The sequence below is a fragment of the Burkholderia sp. Ac-20392 genome (genome assembly GCF_017104585.1).
Classification (GTDB): Bacteria; Pseudomonadota; Gammaproteobacteria; order Burkholderiales; family Burkholderiaceae; genus Burkholderia; species Burkholderia lata.
The window spans coordinates 1-21,151 of record NZ_JAAGPB010000104.1 but is presented as its reverse complement, the minus strand read 5'-3'; the positions used below and the strand labels follow the sequence as shown (position 1 = coordinate 21,151).

17 protein-coding genes and 1 pseudogene are annotated in these 21,151 nt (G+C 67.7%); 9 read left to right on the top strand and 9 right to left on the bottom strand.

What is annotated here, in order from left to right; all coding sequences use genetic code 11:
* Together G3N99_RS14640 and G3N99_RS14635 are read left to right on the top strand one after the other, a co-directional pair.
* On the top strand, positions 1–836 hold an 836-nt coding region (locus tag G3N99_RS14640; protein WP_206122733.1), incomplete at its 5' end, for a uracil-DNA glycosylase.
* Positions 833–1,798, top strand: a complete 966-nt coding sequence (locus tag G3N99_RS14635; RefSeq protein ID WP_206122732.1) for a DUF1853 family protein — start codon at positions 833–835, stop codon at positions 1,796–1,798. The genes G3N99_RS14640 and G3N99_RS14635, both read left to right, overlap by 4 nt.
* Positions 1,799–1,816: 18 nt before the next feature.
* Here the strand turns inward: G3N99_RS14635 and thiD are convergent, their stop codons facing one another.
* Both thiD and lplT read right to left on the bottom strand, forming a co-directional pair.
* Positions 1,817–2,626, bottom strand: coding sequence for a bifunctional hydroxymethylpyrimidine kinase/phosphomethylpyrimidine kinase (gene thiD, locus G3N99_RS14630; protein ID WP_206122731.1), 810 nt, complete (start codon positions 2,624–2,626; stop codon positions 1,817–1,819).
* A gap of 58 nt (positions 2,627–2,684) precedes the next feature.
* Positions 2,685–3,992, bottom strand: a complete 1,308-nt coding sequence (lplT, locus tag G3N99_RS14625; protein WP_089425701.1) for a lysophospholipid transporter LplT — start codon at positions 3,990–3,992, stop codon at positions 2,685–2,687.
* Between the two features lie 218 nt (positions 3,993–4,210).
* Here lplT and alr point away from each other — a divergent pair, with 218 nt between their 5' ends.
* From alr to G3N99_RS14610, 3 genes are all read left to right on the top strand, one after another.
* Complete coding sequence (gene alr / locus G3N99_RS14620; RefSeq protein WP_174944453.1) at positions 4,211–5,281, top strand: alanine racemase; 1,071 nt, start codon at positions 4,211–4,213, stop codon at positions 5,279–5,281.
* A gap of 11 nt (positions 5,282–5,292) precedes the next feature.
* Entirely contained in the window at positions 5,293–6,669 is a 1,377-nt protein-coding gene (gene radA, locus G3N99_RS14615) for a DNA repair protein RadA (protein WP_059233837.1), read from the top strand.
* 146 nt (positions 6,670–6,815) lie between these two features.
* On the top strand, positions 6,816–7,082 hold the full coding sequence (locus tag G3N99_RS14610) for a DUF2866 domain-containing protein (RefSeq protein WP_174944456.1): 267 nt from the start codon (positions 6,816–6,818) through the stop codon (positions 7,080–7,082).
* A gap of 205 nt (positions 7,083–7,287) precedes the next feature.
* Here the strand turns inward: G3N99_RS14610 and G3N99_RS14605 are convergent, their stop codons facing one another.
* The gene (locus G3N99_RS14605) at positions 7,288–9,219 is read right to left on the bottom strand and encodes an ATP-binding cassette domain-containing protein (RefSeq protein ID WP_206122730.1); all 1,932 of its coding nucleotides are present in this window, start codon (positions 9,217–9,219) and stop codon (positions 7,288–7,290) included.
* Positions 9,220–9,355: 136 nt separating this feature from the next.
* Here G3N99_RS14605 and G3N99_RS14600 point away from each other — a divergent pair, with 136 nt between their 5' ends.
* A complete protein-coding gene (locus G3N99_RS14600) occupies positions 9,356–9,835 on the top strand; it encodes a glutathione peroxidase (protein WP_174944477.1) in 480 nt (159 codons plus the stop codon).
* Between the two features lie 72 nt (positions 9,836–9,907).
* Here G3N99_RS14600 and cls read toward each other — a convergent pair whose 3' ends face one another.
* The 6 genes from cls to dapC all read right to left on the bottom strand — a co-directional run bounded on the left by cls (position 9,908) and on the right by dapC (position 16,077).
* Positions 9,908–11,347, bottom strand: coding sequence for a cardiolipin synthase (gene cls, locus G3N99_RS14595; RefSeq protein ID WP_174944480.1), 1,440 nt, complete (start codon positions 11,345–11,347; stop codon positions 9,908–9,910).
* 108 nt (positions 11,348–11,455) lie between these two features.
* Entirely contained in the window at positions 11,456–12,364 is a 909-nt protein-coding gene (gene prmB, locus G3N99_RS14590) for a 50S ribosomal protein L3 N(5)-glutamine methyltransferase (protein ID WP_174944484.1), read from the bottom strand.
* Between the two features lie 11 nt (positions 12,365–12,375).
* Positions 12,376–13,515, bottom strand: coding sequence for a succinyl-diaminopimelate desuccinylase (gene dapE / locus G3N99_RS14585; RefSeq protein WP_174988866.1), 1,140 nt, complete (start codon positions 13,513–13,515; stop codon positions 12,376–12,378).
* Positions 13,516–13,605: 90 nt separating this feature from the next.
* Positions 13,606–13,974: an ArsC family reductase gene (locus G3N99_RS14580; RefSeq protein ID WP_069248286.1), complete on the bottom strand. Its 369-nt coding sequence runs from the start codon at positions 13,972–13,974 to the stop codon at positions 13,606–13,608.
* A complete protein-coding gene (gene dapD, locus G3N99_RS14575; protein WP_206122729.1) occupies positions 13,974–14,801 on the bottom strand; it encodes a 2,3,4,5-tetrahydropyridine-2,6-dicarboxylate N-succinyltransferase in 828 nt (275 codons plus the stop codon). Before dapD ends, G3N99_RS14580 begins: the two co-directional genes overlap by 1 nt.
* 43 nt (positions 14,802–14,844) lie before the next feature.
* Positions 14,845–16,077 (bottom strand): succinyldiaminopimelate transaminase, encoded by a 1,233-nt coding sequence (gene dapC / locus G3N99_RS14570; RefSeq protein ID WP_174944489.1) that lies wholly within the window; start codon positions 16,075–16,077, stop codon positions 14,845–14,847.
* A 159-nt stretch (positions 16,078–16,236) separates the two neighbouring features.
* On the opposite strand from dapC, the gene G3N99_RS14565 reads away from it, so the two are divergent.
* From G3N99_RS14565 to G3N99_RS14555, 3 genes and pseudogenes are all read left to right on the top strand, one after another.
* A complete protein-coding gene (locus G3N99_RS14565; protein ID WP_206122728.1) occupies positions 16,237–17,178 on the top strand; it encodes a DMT family transporter in 942 nt (313 codons plus the stop codon).
* Positions 17,179–17,317: 139 nt separating this feature from the next.
* On the top strand, positions 17,318–20,830 hold the full coding sequence (smc, locus tag G3N99_RS14560; RefSeq protein ID WP_206122727.1) for a chromosome segregation protein SMC: 3,513 nt from the start codon (positions 17,318–17,320) through the stop codon (positions 20,828–20,830).
* 85 nt (positions 20,831–20,915) lie between these two features.
* Positions 20,916–21,151 (top strand): annotated as a pseudogene (locus tag G3N99_RS14555) (cell division protein FtsZ); the annotation flags it as partial.

Here is a 21,151-nt window from a genome sequence, read left to right as displayed (position 1 = left end):
CGCCGCCGGCAGTGGCGCGGAGCGTCGATGCTTCGCCGGTTCGCGAGCCGGCCGCCGCCCCGGCGCGTCGAGGCGACGACGGCGATCGCGCGCCAGCACCGGTTACGCCGGTTGCGTCGACCGACACGATGCCGCCGATGGACGACATGCCGCCTGCCGGACCCGACGATTTCGCGTGGTTCGATGCGGCGCCGCCGGGCGCTCCCGTGCCGGTGGCCGAATCGCGTCCCGTTGGTACGCCGGTTGCCGCGCTCGACTGGGATGCGCTGGCCGCGCGCGTGGCCGACTGCACGCTGTGCCGTCTGTGCGAGAAGCGGACCAACACCGTGTTCGGCGTCGGCGACCGCGAAGCGGACTGGATGCTGATCGGCGAAGCGCCGGGCGAGAACGAGGACAAGCAGGGCGAGCCGTTCGTCGGCCAGGCCGGCAAGCTGCTCGACAACATGTTGCAGTCGCTGTCGCTCAAGCGCGGCGACAACGTGTACATCGCGAACGTGATCAAGTGCCGGCCGCCCGGCAACCGCAACCCGGAGCCGGACGAAGTCGCGAGCTGCGAGCCTTATCTGCAGCGCCAGGTCGCACTCGTGAAGCCGAAGCTGATCGTCGCGCTCGGCCGCTTCGCTGCGCAGACGCTGCTGAAGACGGATGCGAGCATTGCGTCGCTGCGCGGCCGCGTGCATGCGTACGAAGGCGTGCCGGTGATCGTGACCTACCATCCGGCGTACCTGCTTCGCAGCCTGCAGGACAAGTCGAAGGCATGGGCCGACCTGTGCCTCGCACGCGACACGTTCCAGCGCGCGGAAGGCGGCGACGCGAACGGGCCGGCCGGGCAATGACGACCGGCGCGGCGTTCGCATTCGTCGATACGCTGCACGACGTCGCGGTTCGGGATCTGGGCTGGCTGCTGGCCAGCCCGAGCCTGCTCACCGCGGTGCCGGACGCGCCGCTTGCGCGCCCGTGGCTGGATGCGCCGGGGCAGGCGGCCGTCGAAGCATGGCTCGCCGCGCTCGATGCGCAGCCCGAGCCGCTGCATCGCGCGCTCGACGGCTTCCGGCCCACCCGGCTCGGCCGTTACGCCGAATGCCTGCTCGAGTATTTCCTGACACACGGGCCGTCGCTGCGGCTCGTCGCGGCCAATCTGCCGCTGCGCAGCAACGGCAAGACGCTCGGCGAAGTCGATTTTCTCGTCGATGCACCGGACGGGCAGCGCCTGCACTGGGAACTCGCGGTGAAGTGCTACCTGTGCGCGCCGGTGCAGGCCGGCGCTTCGCTCGCCGATTTCGTCGGCCCCAACCTCGTCGACCGGTTCGACCGCAAGCGCATCCGGCTACTCGAGCATCAGCTTCGGCTCGGCGATCGCGACGGGTTCGCGCGGCTCGGCTACGGCGCGCCGTCCGATGCGCAGATGTTCATCAAGGGCTGGTTGTTCTATCCGCACGGCGCGCCGTTGCCGCCGGTGTCCGCAGAAATCGCGCCGGATCACCCGCACGGCTTCTGGCTGACTCATGCGCAGTGGCCAGCCTGGGCGGCCGAGCAGCGTGCCGGTGTCGCGTGGAGCGTGTTGCCGCGGCTTGCGTGGCTCGCGCCGCGACGCGCTGCCGCCGATAGCGGATTCGACCCCGAACCGCTGGCGGCCGCTCTGGAACTGCCGTCCATACTGACGGCACGTGAGGCTCCCGCGCTGATCGGCATTCATGAAAAGGGCAGTGACGGCACGTGGCGCGAAATGGCACGCGGCTTCGTCGTGACGGACGACTGGCCGACGCGTGCGGAGGCGTTCGCTGCGCAGGATCACTGACGCCGCGTCAGCCGGCGCTCACCACCAGCGATGGAAGTGATGGACGGGGCCGACGCCGTGACCGACGTCGAGGTGGCCGCTCGCGGCGATCGCACCGGTCAGGTAGGTCTTGGCTTCGCGTACCGCGCTTTCGAGGTCGGGCTGCTGCGGCAGCAGCGCGGCGATCGCCGACGACAGCGTGCAGCCGGTGCCATGCGTGTTGCTGACCGGCACGCGTGCGCCGTCCAGCCGCACGGTGCGGGTCGCTTCGACGAGCCAGTCGGGGCTCGCGGACGCGTCGGGCAGGTGGCCGCCTTTCATCAGCACGGCGCGCGCCCCCGTCTGCAGCAATGCCTGGCCTTGCCGGACCATGTCGTCTTCGGTGGTTGCGGGCACATCGTTCAGCAGCGCGGCTGCTTCGGGCAGATTCGGCGTCACGACTGTCGCGAGCGGCAGCAGCAGATCGCGCAACGCGTCGACGGCGTCGGGCGCGAGCAGCGCGTGCGAGCTCTTGGAAATCATCACCGTGTCGAGCACGACGAAGCGCGGCGCGTATCGGCGCAGCGCGTCGGCGACCGCGTGCACGATCGCCGCGTTCGCGAGCATCCCGATCTTGACCGCATCGATGCGGATATCGCCGAACACCGCATCGAGTTGCGCGGTCACGAACGCGGCATCCGGCGCATGCACGCCTGTCACGCCGCGCGTGTTCTGCGCGGTCAGCGCCGTGATCACGCTCGCGCCATACGCGCCGAGCGCGGAAAAGGTCTTCAGGTCGGCCTGGATGCCTGCGCCGCCGCCCGAATCGGAGCCGGCGATCGTCAGGATGTTGGGTATCGGGTGCGTCATGAGGGCAACGCGCCGGTTCGAGAACCGGCGCCGGCGGACGGAAACGGGAAGTGTAGCGTCAGTGCCGCGATTCGCCGATCAGCGCGACCGAGTCGAACTGACGCTGGTTCGCCTGGTGGCGGCGCATCACGAGCCACATCGTCAGGCAGACGAACGTGCCGAACAGCACGATCACGACGCCGACCGGCACGTCGAGCCACACGAGCACCGCATACAGGCACAGCATCACGAGCACCGACAGGTTCTCGTTGAAGTTCTGCACCGCGATCGAGTGGCCGGCCGACAGCAGCACGTGGCCGCGATGCTGCAGCAGCGCGTTCATCGGAACGACGAAGTAGCCGGACAACGCGCCGACGCACATCAGGAAGATGTACGCGATGATCAGGTACACGGGCATCCGCAGGTGGCCGATGTGCACGGCCCAGTGCGACGGGAACAGGTCGCGCGTGTAGAACGCCATCAGCATCACCGCGATGCCCATGATGATGCCGACGGGCAGCACGGTCAGCGACTTCTTCAACGGGATCCGCGCGGCAGCGGCGATTGCGCCGGCCGCGACGCCGACGGCGACCACGGCCTGCAGGATCGCGCCTTCCGACAGCGACATGCCGAGCGACACTTCAGCCCACTTCAGCACGATGAACTGCAGCGTCGCGCCCGCGCCCCAGAACAGCGTCGTGACTGCCAGCGAGATCTGGCCGAGCTTGTCGCGCCACAGCACCATGAAGCAGTCGGCGAAATCGGTGAGGAGCTTGACCGGGCCGCGTTCCTGCTTCGGGTAGCGGGCGCCGGTATCGGGGATGCGCAGGTTGAACAGCGCGGCGATCACGTAGATCGCCATGATGATCGCCATTGCCGCTTCGGCGGGCGTGCCGATCCAGGCGGGCGTGTGTGCGATCACGTGCGATGCGATGTGCGGGCTGATCAGCGCGCCGCCCAGCACGGTGCCGAGAATGATCGAGCTGACGGTCGTGCCTTCGATCCAGCCGTTCGCGGCGACCAGCCGGTCGGCCGGCAGCAGCTCGGTGAGGATGCCGTATTTCGCGGGCGAATAGGCCGCCGCGCCGAAACCGACGATCCCGTACGCGATCAGCGGGTGGGCGCCGAACAGCATGATCATGCAGCCGACGACCTTGATCGAGTTGGTGATGAACATCACGCGGCCCTTCGGGCGCGAATCCGCGAAGGCGCCGACATAGGCCGCCAGCACCACATAGGACAACACGAAGAACAGCTTCAACAGCGGTGTCATCCAGTTGGGGGCGTGGAGGTCTTTCAGCAGGGCGATGGCGGCGATGAGGAGCGCATTGTCGGCCAGCGACGAGAAAAACTGCGCGGCCATGATGGTGTAAAAACCTTTTTTCATCTGATGCGATGCTTTCGTCGCTGCGGCAGGGCCGCGTAGGCCGCCTGGTATGCGATCGGCTTATTCCGTTCGAAATGGGTTGTGCGCACGGCTTTATAACATGAAAATACGCCAATTCGGACTAGCAAGATTCCCCGATCGTTCCGCAAATTGTCGGCTTCAGTGCTCAAAAGGCGCGGTAAGCTGATGATTCGCAAGCGTCTTTACGTAAATTTCCCATGCCGCGCCCGATCTCCGCCACCATCCATACCGCCGCTCTCGCGAACAATCTCTCCGTCGTCCGCCGCTTTGCCGGCCCGTCCAAGGTCTGGGCGGTCGTCAAGGCCAACGCGTACGGTCACGGTCTCGCGCGTGCGTTTCCCGGCCTGCGCGGCACCGACGGCTTCGGCCTGCTCGACCTCGACGAGGCCGTCAAGCTGCGCGAGCTCGGCTGGGCCGGTCCGATCCTGCTGCTCGAAGGGTTCTTCCGCTCGACCGACATCGACGTGATCGACCGCTACAGCCTGACGACGACCGTCCACAACGACGAGCAGATGCGGATGCTGGAAACGGCGCGGCTGTCGAAGCCCGTCAACGTGCAGCTCAAGATGAACAGCGGGATGAACCGGCTCGGCTACCTGCCGGAAAAATACCGCGCCGCATGGGAGCGCGCCCGCGCGTGCCACGGCATCGGCCAGATCACGTTGATGACCCATTTTTCGGATGCGGACAACGAGCGCGGCGTCGCCGAGCAGCTCGCGACGTTCGAGCGCGGCGCGGAAAACATTGCCGGCGCACGCAGCCTCGCGAACTCCGCGGCCGTGCTGTGGCATCCGGACACGCACTTCGACTGGGTGCGCCCGGGGATCGTGCTGTACGGCGCGTCGCCGTCCGGGCTGTCGTCCGACATCGCCGATACCGGGCTGAAGCCTGCGATGACGCTCGCGTCCGAGCTGATCGCGGTGCAGACGATCGGGAAGGGCCAGGCCATCGGCTATGGCTCGACGTTCTCCGCGCAGGCGCCGATGCGGATCGGCGTGGTCGCGTGCGGTTACGCGGACGGCTATCCGCGGGTCGCGCCCGAAGGCACGCCCGTGATCGTCGACGGCATCCGCACGCGGATCGTCGGTCGCGTATCGATGGACATGATTACCGTCGACCTGTCACCGTGCCCGCAGGCCGGTGTCGGCGCGCGCGTCGAGCTGTGGGGCAACGCGCTGCCGATCGACGACGTCGCTCGCCATTGCGGCACGATCGGTTACGAGCTGATGTGTGCGGTCGCCGGCCGCGTGCCCGTGCGCGCGGAATAAGGACGTTGCGCGTGGCCAAACAGAAAACCGTATACGTCTGCAGCGAGTGCGGCGGACAGACCCCGAAGTGGCAGGGCCAATGCCCGTCGTGCCAGGCCTGGAACACGCTGGTTGAATCGGTCGCCGAGGCGCCGGCTGCCCATCGTTTCCAGTCGCTCGCGAAGCGGGCGCCCGTCCAGCGTCTCGTCGACATCGAAGCGGCCGACGTGCCGCGCTTCTCGACCGGCATCGGTGAATTCGACCGCGTGCTCGGCGGTGGGCTGGTCCCGGGCGGCGTCGTGCTGATCGGCGGCGATCCCGGCATCGGCAAGTCGACGCTGCTGTTGCAGTCGCTCGCGGATATCGCGAGCGAGCGGCGCGCGCTCTATATCAGCGGTGAGGAATCGGCCGCGCAGATCGCATTGCGTGCGCAACGGCTGGCGCTGCTCGACGGCGGTGCGCCGGCGGATGAGCTGAAGCTGCTCGCCGAGATCCAGCTCGAGAAGATCCAGGCCGCGATCGATGCGGAGCGGCCGGACGTGGCCGTGATCGACTCGATCCAGACCGTCTATTCGGAAGCGCTCACGTCGGCGCCGGGCTCGGTCGCGCAGGTGCGCGAGTGCGCGGCGCAGCTCACGCGCATCGCGAAGCAGTCGGGCACCGCGATCATCATGGTCGGGCACGTGACGAAGGAGGGCAACCTGGCCGGCCCGCGCGTGCTCGAGCACATCGTCGACACGGTGCTGTACTTCGAAGGCGACACGCATTCGTCGTTCCGGCTCGTGCGTGCGTTCAAGAACCGCTTCGGTGCGGTCAACGAACTCGGCGTGTTCGCGATGACCGAGCGCGGGCTGCGCGGCGTCGCGAATCCGTCCGCGCTGTTCCTGTCGCAGCACGAGCAGGTCGTGCCCGGTTCGTGCGTGCTCGTCACGCAGGAAGGTACGCGCCCGCTGCTCGTCGAAGTCCAGGCGCTCGTCGATACGGCGCACGTGCCGAACCCGCGCCGGCTCGCGGTCGGCCTCGAACAGAACCGGCTTGCGATGTTGCTCGCGGTGCTGCACCGGCACGCGGGCATCGCGTGCTTCGACCAGGACGTGTTCCTCAATGCCGTGGGGGGTGTGAAGATCACCGAGCCGGCCGCCGACCTCGCGGTGCTGCTCGCGATCCATTCGTCGATGCGCAACAAGGCGTTGCCGAAAGGGCTGATCGTGTTCGGCGAAGTGGGGCTGGCGGGCGAGATCCGGCCGTCGCCCCGCGGGCAGGAGCGGTTGCGCGAAGCCGCGAAGCTCGGATTCACGTCCGCGCTGATTCCGAAGGCGAATGCGCCGAAGCAGCCGATCGAAGGGCTGAACGTGATGGCCGTCGATCGGCTCGAGCAGGCGATCGACCGCGTGCGCGATCTCGAGTGACCGGCCCGGCAGGCGCCCGGGCCATGCGTGCGGGCGATCTGTCGCGTAATTCGCTGTAAAGAAGATGTAGGGTTCTGTAACCCGCCGGACATCGCTTTTCCCTATCCTTTGCCGGATTGTCGAACCGCGCAATGCGAAGGGATCCTATGTTGAAATCGTATGGGGAAGCGCCGAGCGGACGCCTTTACAACCTGCGTGGCTGCCGTGTGTCTGAGCCGATTCGCCAACCCTGGGGCGGCGGGTGCCGGATCGTCGAATGGATCGACGAAGAGGGGCGCCTCGCGCGCAAGGTCGTGTCCGAGGACGTGACGGAAGCGGAAGTCGCCGCGGCGATCCGGCGGCCGACCGAAGGGCGCCGGTACCTGATGGGCGACGACGAGCAGATGCCGCGCGACACATTGCCGCGACGCTGAGCCGGCGGCGCGGCGAGCTGCCGCGGAACCGAGTGACGACGGTAAGGAATGAACAGGCCGGGCTTTTGCGCCCGGCCTTGTCGTATCTGGGCCCGTAAAGGGCCCGATGGCCTGTCGAGGCGTATGGATACCAAGGTGCCGCTGCCGCGAGGCAGCCGGCACGCCGGACCGACTGGTGTGCCGGCCGGCCGCGACGCGACGGCGGTCAGCCGATCTGCTCGAGCTCTTCCTGAGCGGCGAGCCAATCGGCTTCGACTGTTTCGAGGCGTGTGCTGACGTCCCCGAGCTTGCGGATCGCATCGGTCAGTTCCGTCTTGCGCTCGGCCTCGTAGCTCGCCGGATCGGCGACGAACGTGTCGAGGCGCGCCTTTTCCGCATGCAGCGTCTCCATTTCCTTTTCGAGCTTCGTGATGCGCGTCTGCAGCGGCTTCTTCAACACCGACAGGCGCTGCCGCTCCTCGGCGGCCTGACGCTTCTGGTCCTTGCGATTGGCCGCGGCTCCCGCGCTCGATGAAGCCGCGCTGTCGGCCTTCGCGGCGGCGCGCTGCTCGGCCGCGTGCTGCAGCAGCCAGTCGCGGTAGTCGTCGAGGTCGCCGTCGAACGGCTGCAGCCGGTGCTTCGCGACCAGCATGAACTGGTCGGTCGTCGCGCGCAGCAGGTGGCGGTCGTGCGAGACGAGGATCAGCGTGCCTTCGAACTGGGCGAGCGCCATCGTCAGCGCATGACGCGTTTCGAGGTCGAGGTGGTTGGTCGGTTCGTCGAGCAGCAGCAGGTTCGGCTTCTGCCAGATGATCAGCGCGAGCGCGAGGCGGGCCTTTTCACCGCCCGAAAACGGCCCGACCGGGGTGGTCGCCATGTCGCCCGAAAAGTTGAAGCCGCCGAGGAAGTCGCGCAGCTCCTGCTCGCGCGTGTCGGGCGCGAGCCGCGCCAGGTGCGCGAGCGGCGAATCGTCCTCGCGCAGCGTTTCGAGCTGGTGCTGCGCGAAATAGCCGATCGTCAGCCCCTTGCCGTCGCGGACGTGCCCCGACAGCGGCGCGAGCGTGCCGGCCAGCGTCTTGATCAGCGTCGACTTGCCCTGGCCGTTCGCACCGAGCAGGCCGATGCGCTGGCCGTTCTGGATCGACAGCGCGACGCGCTCGACGATCGGGATTTCCGCTCCACCGTCGGCGTGGTAGCCGCAGCGGACGTCTTCCATCACCATCATCGGGTTCGGCGCGGCATCGGGCGTGCGGAATTCGAACGTGAACGGCGACGCGATGTGCGCCGGCGCGATCAGCTCCATCTTCTCCAGTGCCTTCATCCGGCTCTGCGCCTGCTTGGCCTTGGTCGCCTTGGCCTTGAAGCGGTCGACGAAGCTCTGCAGGTGCTCGATCGTCTTCTGCTGCTTTTCGTAGGCGCTTTGCTGCAGCGCCAGTTGCTGCGCGCGCAGCACTTCGAACTGCGAGTAGTTGCCGCCGTAGCGCTTCACCTGGCGGTTTTCCAGGTGCAGCGTGACATTGCAGATCGAATCGAGGAATTCGCGGTCGTGCGAAATCACGACGAGCGTGCCGGGGTAGCGGTGCAGCCAGTCTTCGAGCCAGACGATCGCGTCGAGGTCGAGGTGGTTCGTCGGTTCGTCGAGCAGCAGCAGGTCGGAGCGGCACATCAGCGCCTGCGCGAGGTTCAGGCGCATGCGCCAGCCGCCGGAGAAGCTGGCGACGGATTCACGCGTCTGCGCGAGCGTGAAGCCGAGGCCGAGCAGCAGCGCCTCGGCGCGGGCGGGAGCGGTGTAGCCGTCGGCGTCGGCGAACGCCGCGTGCGCGTCGGCTTCGGCGGCGCCGTCATGCGCGGCGGAGGCGGTGGCGATGCGCGCCTCGATTTCGCGCAGCGCGGCATCGCCATCGAGCGTGTAGTCGAGCGCCGAGCGGTCGACCGCGGGCGTTTCCTGCGACACATGGGCGATCCGCCACGACGGCGGCATCGAGAAATCGCCGCCGTCCGAGTGCAGCTCGCCGCGCAGGACCGAGAACAGGGTCGACTTGCCGGCGCCGTTTGCGCCGATCAGGCCGGCTTTCTCGCCGGGATTGAGCACGAAGGAGGTCGACTCGAACAGCGGCTTGGTGCCGCGCGCAAGGCTGAACTGATTGAAACGGATCACGGCGGAAATGACTGGCCAAAACCGCTATTCTAGACTGCGCGCCGCTCGCGCCGGGCATTGGCCGTTCGGCGGATGTCGCAACGGGGCAATTTCGCCTAGACTCCACGTCGATCCGGTTTCGTAAAAGGAGTGCCCGATGTCCACCCTGTATTCGTTCAGCGCAGAGACGCTTGCCGGTGCGCCGGCCTCGCTCGACGCATATCGCGGCAAGGTGCTGCTGATCGTCAACACCGCGAGCGAGTGTGGTTTCACGCCGCAGTACGCGGGCCTGCAGAAGCTGTACGACCAGTACGCGGCGCGCGGCTTCTATGTGCTCGGCTTCCCGTGCAACCAGTTCGGCAAGCAGGAGCCGGGCGACGCCACGCAGATCGGCGCGTTCTGCGAGCGTAATTTCGGCGTGACGTTCCCGATGTTCGCGAAGATCGACGTGAAGGGCGACCATGCGCATCCGCTGTACCGCTACCTGACCGACGAGGCGCCCGGCATTCTCGGCCTCAAGGCGATCAAGTGGAATTTCACGAAATTCCTGATCAATCGCGAAGGCCGTATCGTCAAGCGCTACGCGCCGTCGACCAAGCCGGACGAAATCGCGGCGGATATCGACAAGCTGCTGTGACGGCTGCCGGCGGCGTTCGCGGCGCCGGTGCGGATCGCACGGGCGCCACCGCCACCGCCACCGTCCCGGCCGTTAAAGGATCGGCGCGAACAGCCGCGCGACGTGCATCGCGATGCGCCGCCAGGCGGGCGACCGGCGGTATTCGCTCGCATCGACCTCGTACGCCTGCGCGAAATCTGTCTCGAGCATCGTCTCGACCTCGTCGGCGAACGTGCGGTCCACGGTCAGCACCATGATCTCGAAATTGAGGCGGAACGAGCGGTTGTCGAGATTCGCGCTGCCGATCGCCGCCGCGATGCGGTCGATCAGCACGACCTTCTGGTGCAGGAAGCCGGGCCGGTAGCGGAACACCTTGACGCCCGCATCGACCAGGTCGCGTGCGTACAGCTTCGACGCTTCGAACACCACGTAGTGATCGCGCCGGCTCGGGATCAGGATGCGCACGTCGACGCCGCGCATCACGGCGAGCTTCAGTGCGGAGATCACGGCTTCGTCGGGGACGAGGTACGGCGTGGTGATCCAGACCCGCTCGCGCGCGGCGTTGATCGCCTCGACGAAGAACAGCGAGCCCGTCTCCTGCTTGTCGGCCGGCCCCATCGGCACCGCGAGGCAGTGCATGTTGTCGCCGGGCTGCGCGGGCGGCGGCAACGCGAGCGGCGGCAGCTTCTGCGTCGCCCAGTGCCAGTCTTCGGCGAACACGTACTGGATGCTCGCGACCACCGGGCCGCGGATCTCGATGTGCGTGTCGCGCCACGGCGACAGGCGCGGCTTCGCGCCGAGATATTCGACGCCGACGTTGTGGCCGCCGACGAACGCGCGATTGCCGTCGACGACGACGATCTTGCGGTGGTTGCGGAAGTTGAGCTGGAAGCGGTTGACGAACTTCCGGTTGGTCGCGAACGGATGAACTTCGACGCCGCCCCGGCGCAGCGTGTCGACGTAGCTGTGCGGGAGGTCGAAGCTGCCGATGCTGTCGTACAGCAGGCAGCAGCGCACGCCGGCTGCCGCGCGCGCGAGCAGCGAGTCGCGCAGCATCCGGCCGAGCGCATCGTCGCGCACGATGAAGAACTGCACCACCACGTAGTCGCGCGCGGCGTCGATGGCCGCCAGGATTGCCGAGAACGTCGCGTCGCCGTTCACCAGCGTGCGCACCGAATTGCCGCCGAGGAACGGCATGCCGCCGAGCCGCGTGAGCGCGAGCACTGCGGCCTGGCCGATTGCGTCGGCGGCCGGGCCGTCGGTCGCGTCGGTGCTGAGCCAGGGCGAGCGCGGTGTGTGCATGCGCAACATTTCCAGCTCGTGGCGCCGGGCGTCGACGTAGCCGGAGAACTTGCTGCGGCCGAGGAACAGGTACGGAATGAGCGTCAGGTACGGCATGGCCGCGAGCGAGACGGCCCACGCGATCGCGCCTTGCGACGTGCGCGTGTTCATGATCGCGTGGCACGCCGCGACGATCCCGAGCACGTGGATGGTCAGGATCAGGGTGCCGAGATGTAGCCAGTCGAGGGTCATGGGCGCGTGACGGACTCCTGAAGTCGCGCGGCCGGGCGGCCGCCTACGCGCATCTTACCCAACCGTGCGGCGCAACGGTGCACCGCACGGTGGGCGAGCCGGAAAGGCTCAGGCCTTGCGGGGCAGGTCGGACGCCTGGATCAGGAAGACGGCGTCGTCGCCCGCGCTGGTGGGCAGCCACGTGAGTTCGAGGCCGCCGAGCGCGGCTTCGACGTTTTCGCGCTCGTTGCCGATCTCGACGACGAGCACGCCGTCGTCGTGCAGCCAGCGATGGGCCTCGGCGACAATGCGTCGCACGATGTCCATCCCGTCATCGCCACCGGCGAGCGCCATCTCCGGCTCGTGTCGGTACTCGGGCGGCAGCGCGGCCATCGACGACGCGTTCACGTACGGCGGGTTCGTCAGGATCACGTCATAGCGTGAGCCCGGATCCGTGCGGAACGCGGGCAGCGGTGCGTAGAGGTCGCCGCGGTGCAGTGCGACGCGGTCTTCGAGGCCGTAGTCGCGCACGTTGATCTCGGCGACTTCGAGTGCCTTGTCGGACAGGTCGACCGCATCGATCTCGGCGTTCGGGAACGCACTCGCCGCGAGGATCGCGAGGCAGCCGGAGCCCGTGCACAGCTCGAGCACCGCGCCAACCTGCTCGGGATCGGCGACGTACGGCTGCAGCCCGTCGTCGAGCAGCTCGCCGATGAACGAGCGCGGCACGATCACGCGTTCGTCGACGTAGAAGCGGTGGCCGTGCATCCACGCTTCATGCGTGAGGTACGCGGCCGGCACGCGGTCGGTCGCGCGACGTTCGATCACTGCGAGCACAGCCGAGATTTCGTCGGGCAGCAGCCGCGCGTCGAGGAACGGTTCGAGCGTGTCGAGCGGCAGGTCGAGCGTGCGCAGCACGAGGTAGGCCGCTTCGTCGTACGCATTGTCGGAGCCGTGGCCGAACGCGAGCTTCGCCTTCGAGAAGCGTGTGACCGCGTAGCGAAGCAGGTCGCGAACAGTGGCAAAAGGTGTCGTCATGCGAAGCTCCATCAGGCGATCAGTTGTTCGAGCACGCGGCGGTACACGTTCTTCAGCGGGTCGACGAAGCGTACTTCGATGTGCTCGTCGATCTTGTGGATACTGCCGTTCGGCGGGCCGAACTCGATCACCTGCGGGCAGATGCGCGCGATGAAACGGCCGTCCGACGTGCCGCCCGTCGTCGACAGTTCGGTCGTGATGCCGGTCTCGGTGCGGATCGCGTTTTCCAGCGCGCCCGACAGTTCGCCGCGCGGCGTGAGGAACGGCAGGCCGCTCACCGACCACTTCAGCGTGTACTCGAGGCCATGCTTGTCGAGGATCGCATGCACGCGTGCTTGCAGGCCCTCGACCGTGCTGGCGGTCGAGAAGCGGAAGTTGAACAGCAGGTCGGCGTGGCCGGGAATCACGTTGGTCGCGCCGGTGCCGGCGTGCAGGTTCGACACCTGCCAGGTGGTCGGCGGGAAGTATTCGTTGCCTTCGTCCCACTGCTCGGCGGCGAGCTCGGCGAGCGCCGGCGCGAGCAGGTGGATCGGGTTCTTCGCGAGGTGCGGATACGCGATGTGGCCCTGCACGCCCTTGACGACGAGTTCACCCGACATCGAGCCGCGGCGGCCGTTCTTGACGACGTCGCCGAGCTCGGTGGTCGACGTCGGCTCGCCGACGATGCAGTAGTCCATGCGTTCGCCGCGCGTTTCGAGCAGCTCGACGACCTTCACGGTGCCGTCGGTGGCGGGGCCTTCCTCGTCGCTCGTGATCAGGAACGCGATCGTGCCGCGGTGGCCGGGATGGGCCGCGACGAATTCCTCGGACGCGACGACGAACGCCGCGAGCGACGTCTTCATGTCGGCCGCGCCGCGGCCGTACAGTTTGCCGTCACGATGGGCGGGGATGAACGGCGGCGAGCTCCACTGCTCGAGCGGGCCGGTCGGCACGACGTCGGTGTGGCCCGCGAACGCGAGCAGCTTGCCGTCGCGGCCGTCGGTGCCGCGCTTGACGGCCCACAGGTTGGTCACGCCGTGCGACGCGATGGTCTCGCATTCGAAGCCGAGCGCGGTGAGGCGCTCGGTCATGATCTGCTGGCAATGCTGGTCGTCGGGCGTCACGGACGCGCGGGCGATCAGCTGTTCGGTAAGGGCTAGGGTGGCGGACATGGTTCGGACCACTTTCGATAAAAAATGCCGGCGCGGTGGCCGGCAGCGACAAGACGTCGGGCTGCGCCGACAGGCGCAGCGCGGGCGGCCCTATGCGGCAAACAGCGCCGCGTATTGATCGGCCACGAAGCCGAGCGATTTCACACGGCCGTTAACCACCAGCACGGGGCGCTTGATGACCGACGGCTTGTGGATCATCAGCGCGACCGCGCCGGCCTTCGTTTCGGCGGCCGCCTTCATCGCGTCGTCCAGGCCGCGCCACGTCGTGCCGCGCTTGTTGACGAGCGCGTCGAGCGACACGTCCTTCAGCCAGTCCTCGACGAGCGGTGCGCTGACACCGAGCTTCTTGAAGTCGTGAAATTCGAATTCGACGCCGTGATCGTCGAGCCACACGCGGGCCTTCTTCACGGTGTCGCAGTTCGGAATGCCGTAGACGACCACGGTGTGCGGCTTTGCCATCAGTCGCCTCGCAGCAGCTCGTTCAGGCCGACCTTCGCGCGGGTCTTCGCGTCGACCTTCTTGACGATCACCGCGCAGTACAGGCTGTGCGAGCCATCCTTCGACGGCAGGTTGCCGGCGACGACGACCGAGCCGGCCGGGATGCGGCCGTAGCTGACTTCGCCCGTTTCACGATCGTAGATCTTGGTGCTTTGGCCGAGGTACACGCCCATCGAGATCACCGAGTTTTCCTCGACGATCACGCCTTCGACGACTTCCGAGCGCGCGCCGATGAAGCAGTTGTCTTCGATGATGACCGGGTTCGCCTGCAGCGGCTCGAGCACGCCGCCGATGCCGACGCCGCCCGACAGGTGCACGTTCTTGCCGATCTGCGCGCACGAACCGACCGTTGCCCACGTGTCGACCATCGTGCCTTCGTCGACGTACGCGCCGATGTTGGTGTACGACGGCATCAGCACGACGTTCTTCGCGATGAACGAGCCGCGGCGCGCGATGGCCGGCGGGACGACGCGGAAGCCGCCCGCGGCGAAATCTTCAGCCGTGTAGCTCGCGAACTTCGACGGCACCTTGTCGTAGAACTGCGAGTAGCCGCCGGCGGGCATCGGCGCGTTGTCCTCCAGGCGGAACGACAGCAGCACGGCCTTCTTCAGCCACTGGTGCACGGTCCAGTTGCCGTCGATCTTCTCGGCCACGCGCAGCGCGCCTTTGTCGAGCTGCTCGATCGCGTGCGCGACGGCTTCGCGGACGTCGGCCGGTGCGGCCTTCGGCGACAGCTCGGCGCGGTTTTCCCAGGCGGTATCGATGATTTGCTGAAGTTGTTGCGACATGTTCGTTTTCGCAGGAGATGGATGGAATTGATCGGATGGACGATTACCGCGCGAGAGAGCGGCAGAAATCGACGATGCGTTGCGCGCCCTCGACGCATTCGGGGGTGCCCGCGACGAGCGCGATCCGGATGAAATCGCGGCCCGGATTCGTGCCGTGCGCGTCACGCGCCAGGTACGAGCCGGGCAGAACCGTCACATTATAGTCGGCGTACAGGCGGCGGGCGAACTCGGTGTCCGACAGCCCGGTGCGCGACACGTTGGCCCACAGGTAGAACGCCGCGTCGGGCAGCTTCACGTCGATCACGTCGGCAAGCAGCGGCGTGACGGTATTGAACTTCTGCAGGTACAGCGCGCGGTTCTCGCGCACGTGCGCCTCGTCGTTCCACGCGGCGATGCTTGCGTGCTGCCAGACCGGCGACAGCGCCGCGCCGTGGTACGTGCGGTACAGCAGGAATTTCTTCAGCAGCGCCGCGTCGCCGGCGACGAAGCCCGAGCGCATGCCCGGCACGTTCGAGCGCTTCGACAGGCTCGACAGCATCACGAGCCGCTCGAAGCCGCGGCCGAGGCGGTGCGCGGCCTCGAGGCCGCCCAGCGGCGGCGCCGCTTCGTCGAAATAGATTTCCGAATAGCACTCGTCGGACGCGATCACGAAACCGTGGCGGTCGGACAGCGCGAACAGCTCGCGCCAGTCGTCGAGCGTCAGCACGGCGCCCGTCGGGTTGCCCGGCGAGCAGACGTACAGCAGTTGCGTGCGCGCCCAGACTTCGTCGGGCACGGACGCGTAGTCGCATGCGAAGTTGCGGGCCGGGTCGCTGTTCGCGAAATAGGGTTCGGCACCGGCCAGCAGCGCCGCGCCTTCGTAAATTTGATAGAAAGGATTCGGACAGAGTACGATCGCCTTCTCGCCCTGTTCGGACGGGCGTGCGTCGATCACCGTCTGCGCAAGCGAGAACAGCGCCTCGCGCGACCCCGACACGGGCAGCACCTGCGTGGCCGGATCGATGGCCGGCAGCCCGTAGCGGCGCTCGAGCCAGTGCGCGATCGACGTGCGCAGCGCGTCCGAGCCGGCGGTGGCCGGGTACGACGCGAGACCGTCGAGCGCGGCCACCACGGCGTCGCGGATCAGCGCCGGGGTTGCATGTTTGGGCTCGCCGATGCCGAAGCTGATCGGTTTGAGGGCGCCGGAGGGCGTCACGTCCTTGAACAGGGCGCGCAGCTTTTCGAAGGGATAGGGCTGGAGCGAGTCGAGTCGAGGGTTCACGGGCGAAGCGGCCATCGCGGCCGGTTGGAGCGAAAGAAGCGGCGGGCGCGCCGCGCGGCTGCGAACGGGCGCCGATGGCGCGCGGGTCGCAACGGACGATTATAGCGTGACGGAATGCGGTCACGGCCTGCCGGAACGGCGGCCGGGCCGGTCGAATAAAGGGTATTGAATCAAATGAATAACGCGGTACGCGGCAGCCTGCCGACGCTGGCCATCCTGATCGGCGCATCGGTATGGGGCCTGATCTGGTATCCGCTGCGGATCCTGGCATCGCTCGGCGTGACGGGCACGCTGGCAAGCGCGCTGACGAGCCTCGTCGCGTTCCTGTTCGTGATCGTCGCGCGGCACCGCACGATCTCGACGCTGCGCTGGCACTGGGTGCTGCCCGGCATCGCGGTGACGGCCGGCGTGACGAACCTCGGGTTCGTGTGGGGCACGATCCACGGCGAAGTGCTGCGCGTGATGCTGCTGTTCTACCTGACCCCCGCGTGGACCGCGATCTACGCGCACTTCCTGCTGCGCGAGCGGCTGACCTGGGCCGGCGCGGGGCTCGCGGCGCTGTCGATCGGCGGCGCGATGCTGATGCTGTGGTCGCCGAAGCTCGGCTTGCCGCTGCCGGCCGCCCCGGCCGAATGGGCCGGTCTCGCGGCCGGGTTGAGCTTCGCGATGAGCAACGTGCTCGTGATCAAGGCGAGCCGCGAGCTGCCGGAGATGCGCGCCGAGATGCGCACCGCGACGCTGTTCGGCGGCGCGGCCGTGTTCGGCGCGATCGCGTCGCTGTTCGAGGGGCTGCCGGCGGTGCCGGCAGGCGGGCACCTCAGCTCGGCCGCGCTGATCATCGTTGCGATCGGCGTGACGATGGCGTCGAACAACCTGCTCGTGCAGTACGGGCTGGCGCGTGTGCCGGCGAACCGTGCGTCGATCATCATGCTGTTCGAGATCGTGATCACCGCGCTGTCGGCGTGGGTGTTCGCGAACGAGCTGCCGACCGCGCGCGAGTGGGCGGGCGGCGCGTGCATCGTGCTGGCGACGCTGCTGTCGAGCCGGGTCCATCGCGCCGCACCGGCACCGGACAAACCCGGCGACGGTCGGGACGGCGCACGCGCGATGGTATGATGGAAGCCGTTTGCGGGGCCCAACGCTGTATGCGCGCGGCCCCGCTTTTGAATTCCGGGGCGCGTCGCGCGCATGGGCCGTCCGGCCTCGCGCAGTGCGGCTCCGTCCGTTTCACACCTTCTTCACATCCGATACCGCCGTGCGTCTGAGCTCGATCAAACTCGCTGGCTTCAAATCCTTTGTCGATCCCACGCATTTCCAGGTTCCGGGCCAGCTTGTCGGCGTGGTGGGCCCGAACGGGTGCGGCAAGTCCAACATCATCGATGCCGTGCGCTGGGTGCTCGGCGAGTCGCGCGCCTCCGAGCTGCGCGGCGAATCGATGCAGGACGTGATCTTCAACGGCTCGACCGCCCGCAAGCCCGGCAGCCGGGCCAGTGTCGAACTGATCTTCGACAACTCCGACGGCCGCGCGGCCGGCCAGTGGGGCCAGTACGGCGAAATCGCCGTGAAGCGGGTGCTCACGCGCGACGGCACGTCGAGTTACTACATCAACAACCTGCCGGCGCGCCGCCGCGACATCCAGGACATCTTCCTCGGCACCGGCCTCGGGCCGCGTGCGTACGCGATCATCGGGCAGGGCATGATCGCGCGGATCATCGAGGCGAAGCCGGAAGAGCTGCGCGTGTTCCTCGAGGAAGCCGCGGGCGTGTCGAAGTACAAGGAGCGCCGCCGCGAGACCGAGAACCGCCTGCACGACACGCGCGAGAACCTGACGCGCGTCGAGGACATCGTCCGCGAACTCGGTGCGAACCTCGAGAAGCTCGAGGCGCAGGCCGTCGTGGCCACCAAGTACAAGGAACTCGTCGCCGACGGCGAGGAGAAGCAGCGCCTGTTGTGGCTGCTGCGCAAGAACGAGGCCGCCGGCGAGCAGCAGAAGCAGCAGCGCGCGATCGAACAGGCGCAGATCGACCTCGAGGCGCAGACGGCGAAGCTGCGTGAAGTCGAGGCGCAGCTCGAGACGCTGCGCGTGGCGCATTACTCGGCAAGCGACGCAATGCAGGGCGCGCAGGGTTCGCTCTACGAAGCGAACGCCGAGGTGAGCCGCCTCGAAGCCGAGATCAAGTTCATCGTCGAATCGCGCAATCGCGTGCAGGCGCAGATCGCCGCGCTGAATGCGCAGCGCGAGCAATGGCGCGCGCAGGCCGAGAAGGCGCAGGACGAGCTCGAAGAAGCCGAAGAAGCGCGCGCGATGGCCGACGAGAAGGCCGCGCTCGCCGAAGACAACGCCGCCGCGAAGCACGACGCGCTGCCGGCGCTCGAAGCGAAGTTCCGCGATGCGCAGTCGCAGCTCAACGACGAGCGCGCGCGGATCGCGCAGACCGAACAGTCGCTGAAGCTCGAAGCCGCGCACCAGCGCAACGCCGACCAGCAGCTCCAGCAGCTTCAGCAGCGCCATGAGCGCCTGAAGAGTGAAGCGGGCGGGCTCGACGCGCCGGACGAGGCCCAGCTCGAAGAGCTGCGCATGCAGCTCGCCGAACAGGAAGAGATCCTGGCCGAGGCGCAGGCGCGCCTCGCCGACGCGCAGGAAACGGTGCCGCGCCTCGATGGCGAGCGCCGTGCCGCGCAGGAGCGCGTGCAGGCCGAAGCCGCGCAGATCCACCAGCTCGAGGCGCGTCTCGCCGCGCTGAAGCAGCTGCAGGAAAACGTGCAGACCGAAGGCAAGGTGCAGCCGTGGCTCGACAAGCACGAGCTCGGCGCGCTGCCGCGTCTGTGGAAGAAGCTCCATGTCGAAGCGGGCTGGGAAGCGGCGCTCGAAGCCGTGCTGCGCGAGCGCCTCGCCGCGCTCGAAGTGTCGAATCTCGACTGGGTGAAGGCTTTTGCCACCGACGCGCCGCCCGCGAAGCTCGCGTTCTACGCACCGCCCGCGGCCGGCGAACCGCCGGCGGCCGTGGCCGGCCTGCGTCCGGTGCTGTCGCTCGTGCGCATCGACGATGCGGGCATCCGCGCGGTGCTGAACGACTGGCTCGGCAACGTGTACGTCGCCGACGACATCGCGCAGGCACTTGCAACGCGCACGCAACTGCCGGCAGGCGGTGCGTTCGTCGTCAAGGCCGGCCATATCGTCACGCGCGTCGGCGTGCAGCTGTATGCCGCCGATTCGGAGCAGGCCGGGATGCTGGCCCGCCAGCAGGAAATCGAAAACCTGACGCGCCAGGTGCGTGCGCAGGCGTTGCTCGCCGACGAGGCGCGTACGGCCGCCGTGCGTGCGGAAGCCGCGCACACGCAGGCCACGCAGGCACTCGGCGACGTGCGGGCGCAGGCCGAACGTGCGACGCAGCGCGTGCACGCGCTGCAGATGGACGTGCTGAAGCTCGCGCAGGCGCACGAACGTTACACGCAGCGCAGCACGCAGATCCGCGAGGAACTCGAGGAAATCGGCGCGCAGATCGAAGAGCAGCGCGCGATGCGCGCGGAGTCGGAAGCGAATTTCGAGCGGTTCGACGGCGAACTTGCCGAACTGCAGGCGCGCTTCGAGGACAACCAGCTCGCATTCGAAGCGCTCGACGAATCGCTGACGCAGGCACGTCAGGAAGCGCGTGACCTGGAGCGTGGCGCGAACGACGCGCGCTTCGCCGCACGCAATGCGGTGACGCGGATCGACGAACTCAAGCGCAGCATCCAGGTCGCGCACGAGCAGAGCGAGCGTGTCGCCGGATCGCTGGAAGACGCACGCGCCGAGCTCGAGACGATCAACGAGCAGACTGCGCACACGGGCCTGCAGGACGCGCTCGAGATTCGTGCGGTGAAGGAAGAAGCGCTGCAGGCCGCGCGGATCGAGCTCGACGACCTGACCGCAAAACTGCGCGCGTCGGACGAGCAGCGGCTCGTCGCCGAGCGCTCGCTGCAGCCGCTGCGCGATCGCATCACCGAATTGCAGTTGAAGGAGCAGGCCGCGCGCCTGTCGGTCGAGCAGTTCGCCGAGCAACTGACGACGGCCGAGGTCGACGAGGAAGCGCTGCGCGAGAAGCTCACGCCGGATCTGAAACCGTCGTACCTGCAGGGCGAGGTCACGCGCCTGAACAACGCGATCAATGCGCTCGGCCCGGTGAACATGGCCGCGCTCGACGAGCTGAAGGCCGCGAGCGAGCGCAAGGTGTTCCTCGACGCGCAGTCGGCCGACCTGATCGACGCGATCACGACGCTCGAGGACGCGATCCACAAGATCGACCAGGAAACGCGCACGCTGCTGCAGGGCACCTTCGACGAGGTCAACCGTCACTTCAGCGATCTGTTCCCGCGCCTCTTCGGCGGTGGCCAGGCGAAGCTGATCATGACGGGCGACGAAATCCTCGATGCCGGCGTGCAGGTGATGGCGCAGCCGCCGGGCAAGAAGAACGCGACGATCCACCTGCTGTCGGGCGGCGAGAAGGCCCTGACCGCGACCGCACTGGTGTTCGCGATGTTCCAGCTGAACCCGGCGCCATTCTGTCTGCTCGACGAGGTCGACGCGCCGCTCGACGACGCGAACACCGAGCGTTTCGCGAATCTCGTGCGCGCGATGTCCGACAAGACGCAGTTCCTGTTCATCTCGCACAACAAGATCGCGATGGAAATGGCGCAGCAGCTGATCGGTGTGACGATGCAGGAGCAGGGCGTGTCGCGGATCGTTGCGGTGGACATGGAAACCGCCGCGGGTTTTGCCCAGAGTTGACGTTTGACGAAACCGGACCGCGTTCGCGCGGCGCATGGGCGCCCGTTCGCGGTTCCGACGAACAAGAATTGCTGATGGAGCGTGCATGGACGAGTTGACACTCGGTTTGATCGGCGCGGGCGCCGTCGTGGTGGGCGGCGTCGTGGTCTACAACGCATGGCAGGGCGCGAAGGTGCGGCGCAGGATGCCGCGCCCGATGCCGGAAGAAGCGGCCGAGGCGATGAACCGCCCCGAACGCGAAGAAGAATTGCCGTTCATCGAGCCGGTGCGTCAGCCGGTGCGGCGCGAGCCCGCGGCACCGGCCCCGGCGGCCGGCACGCC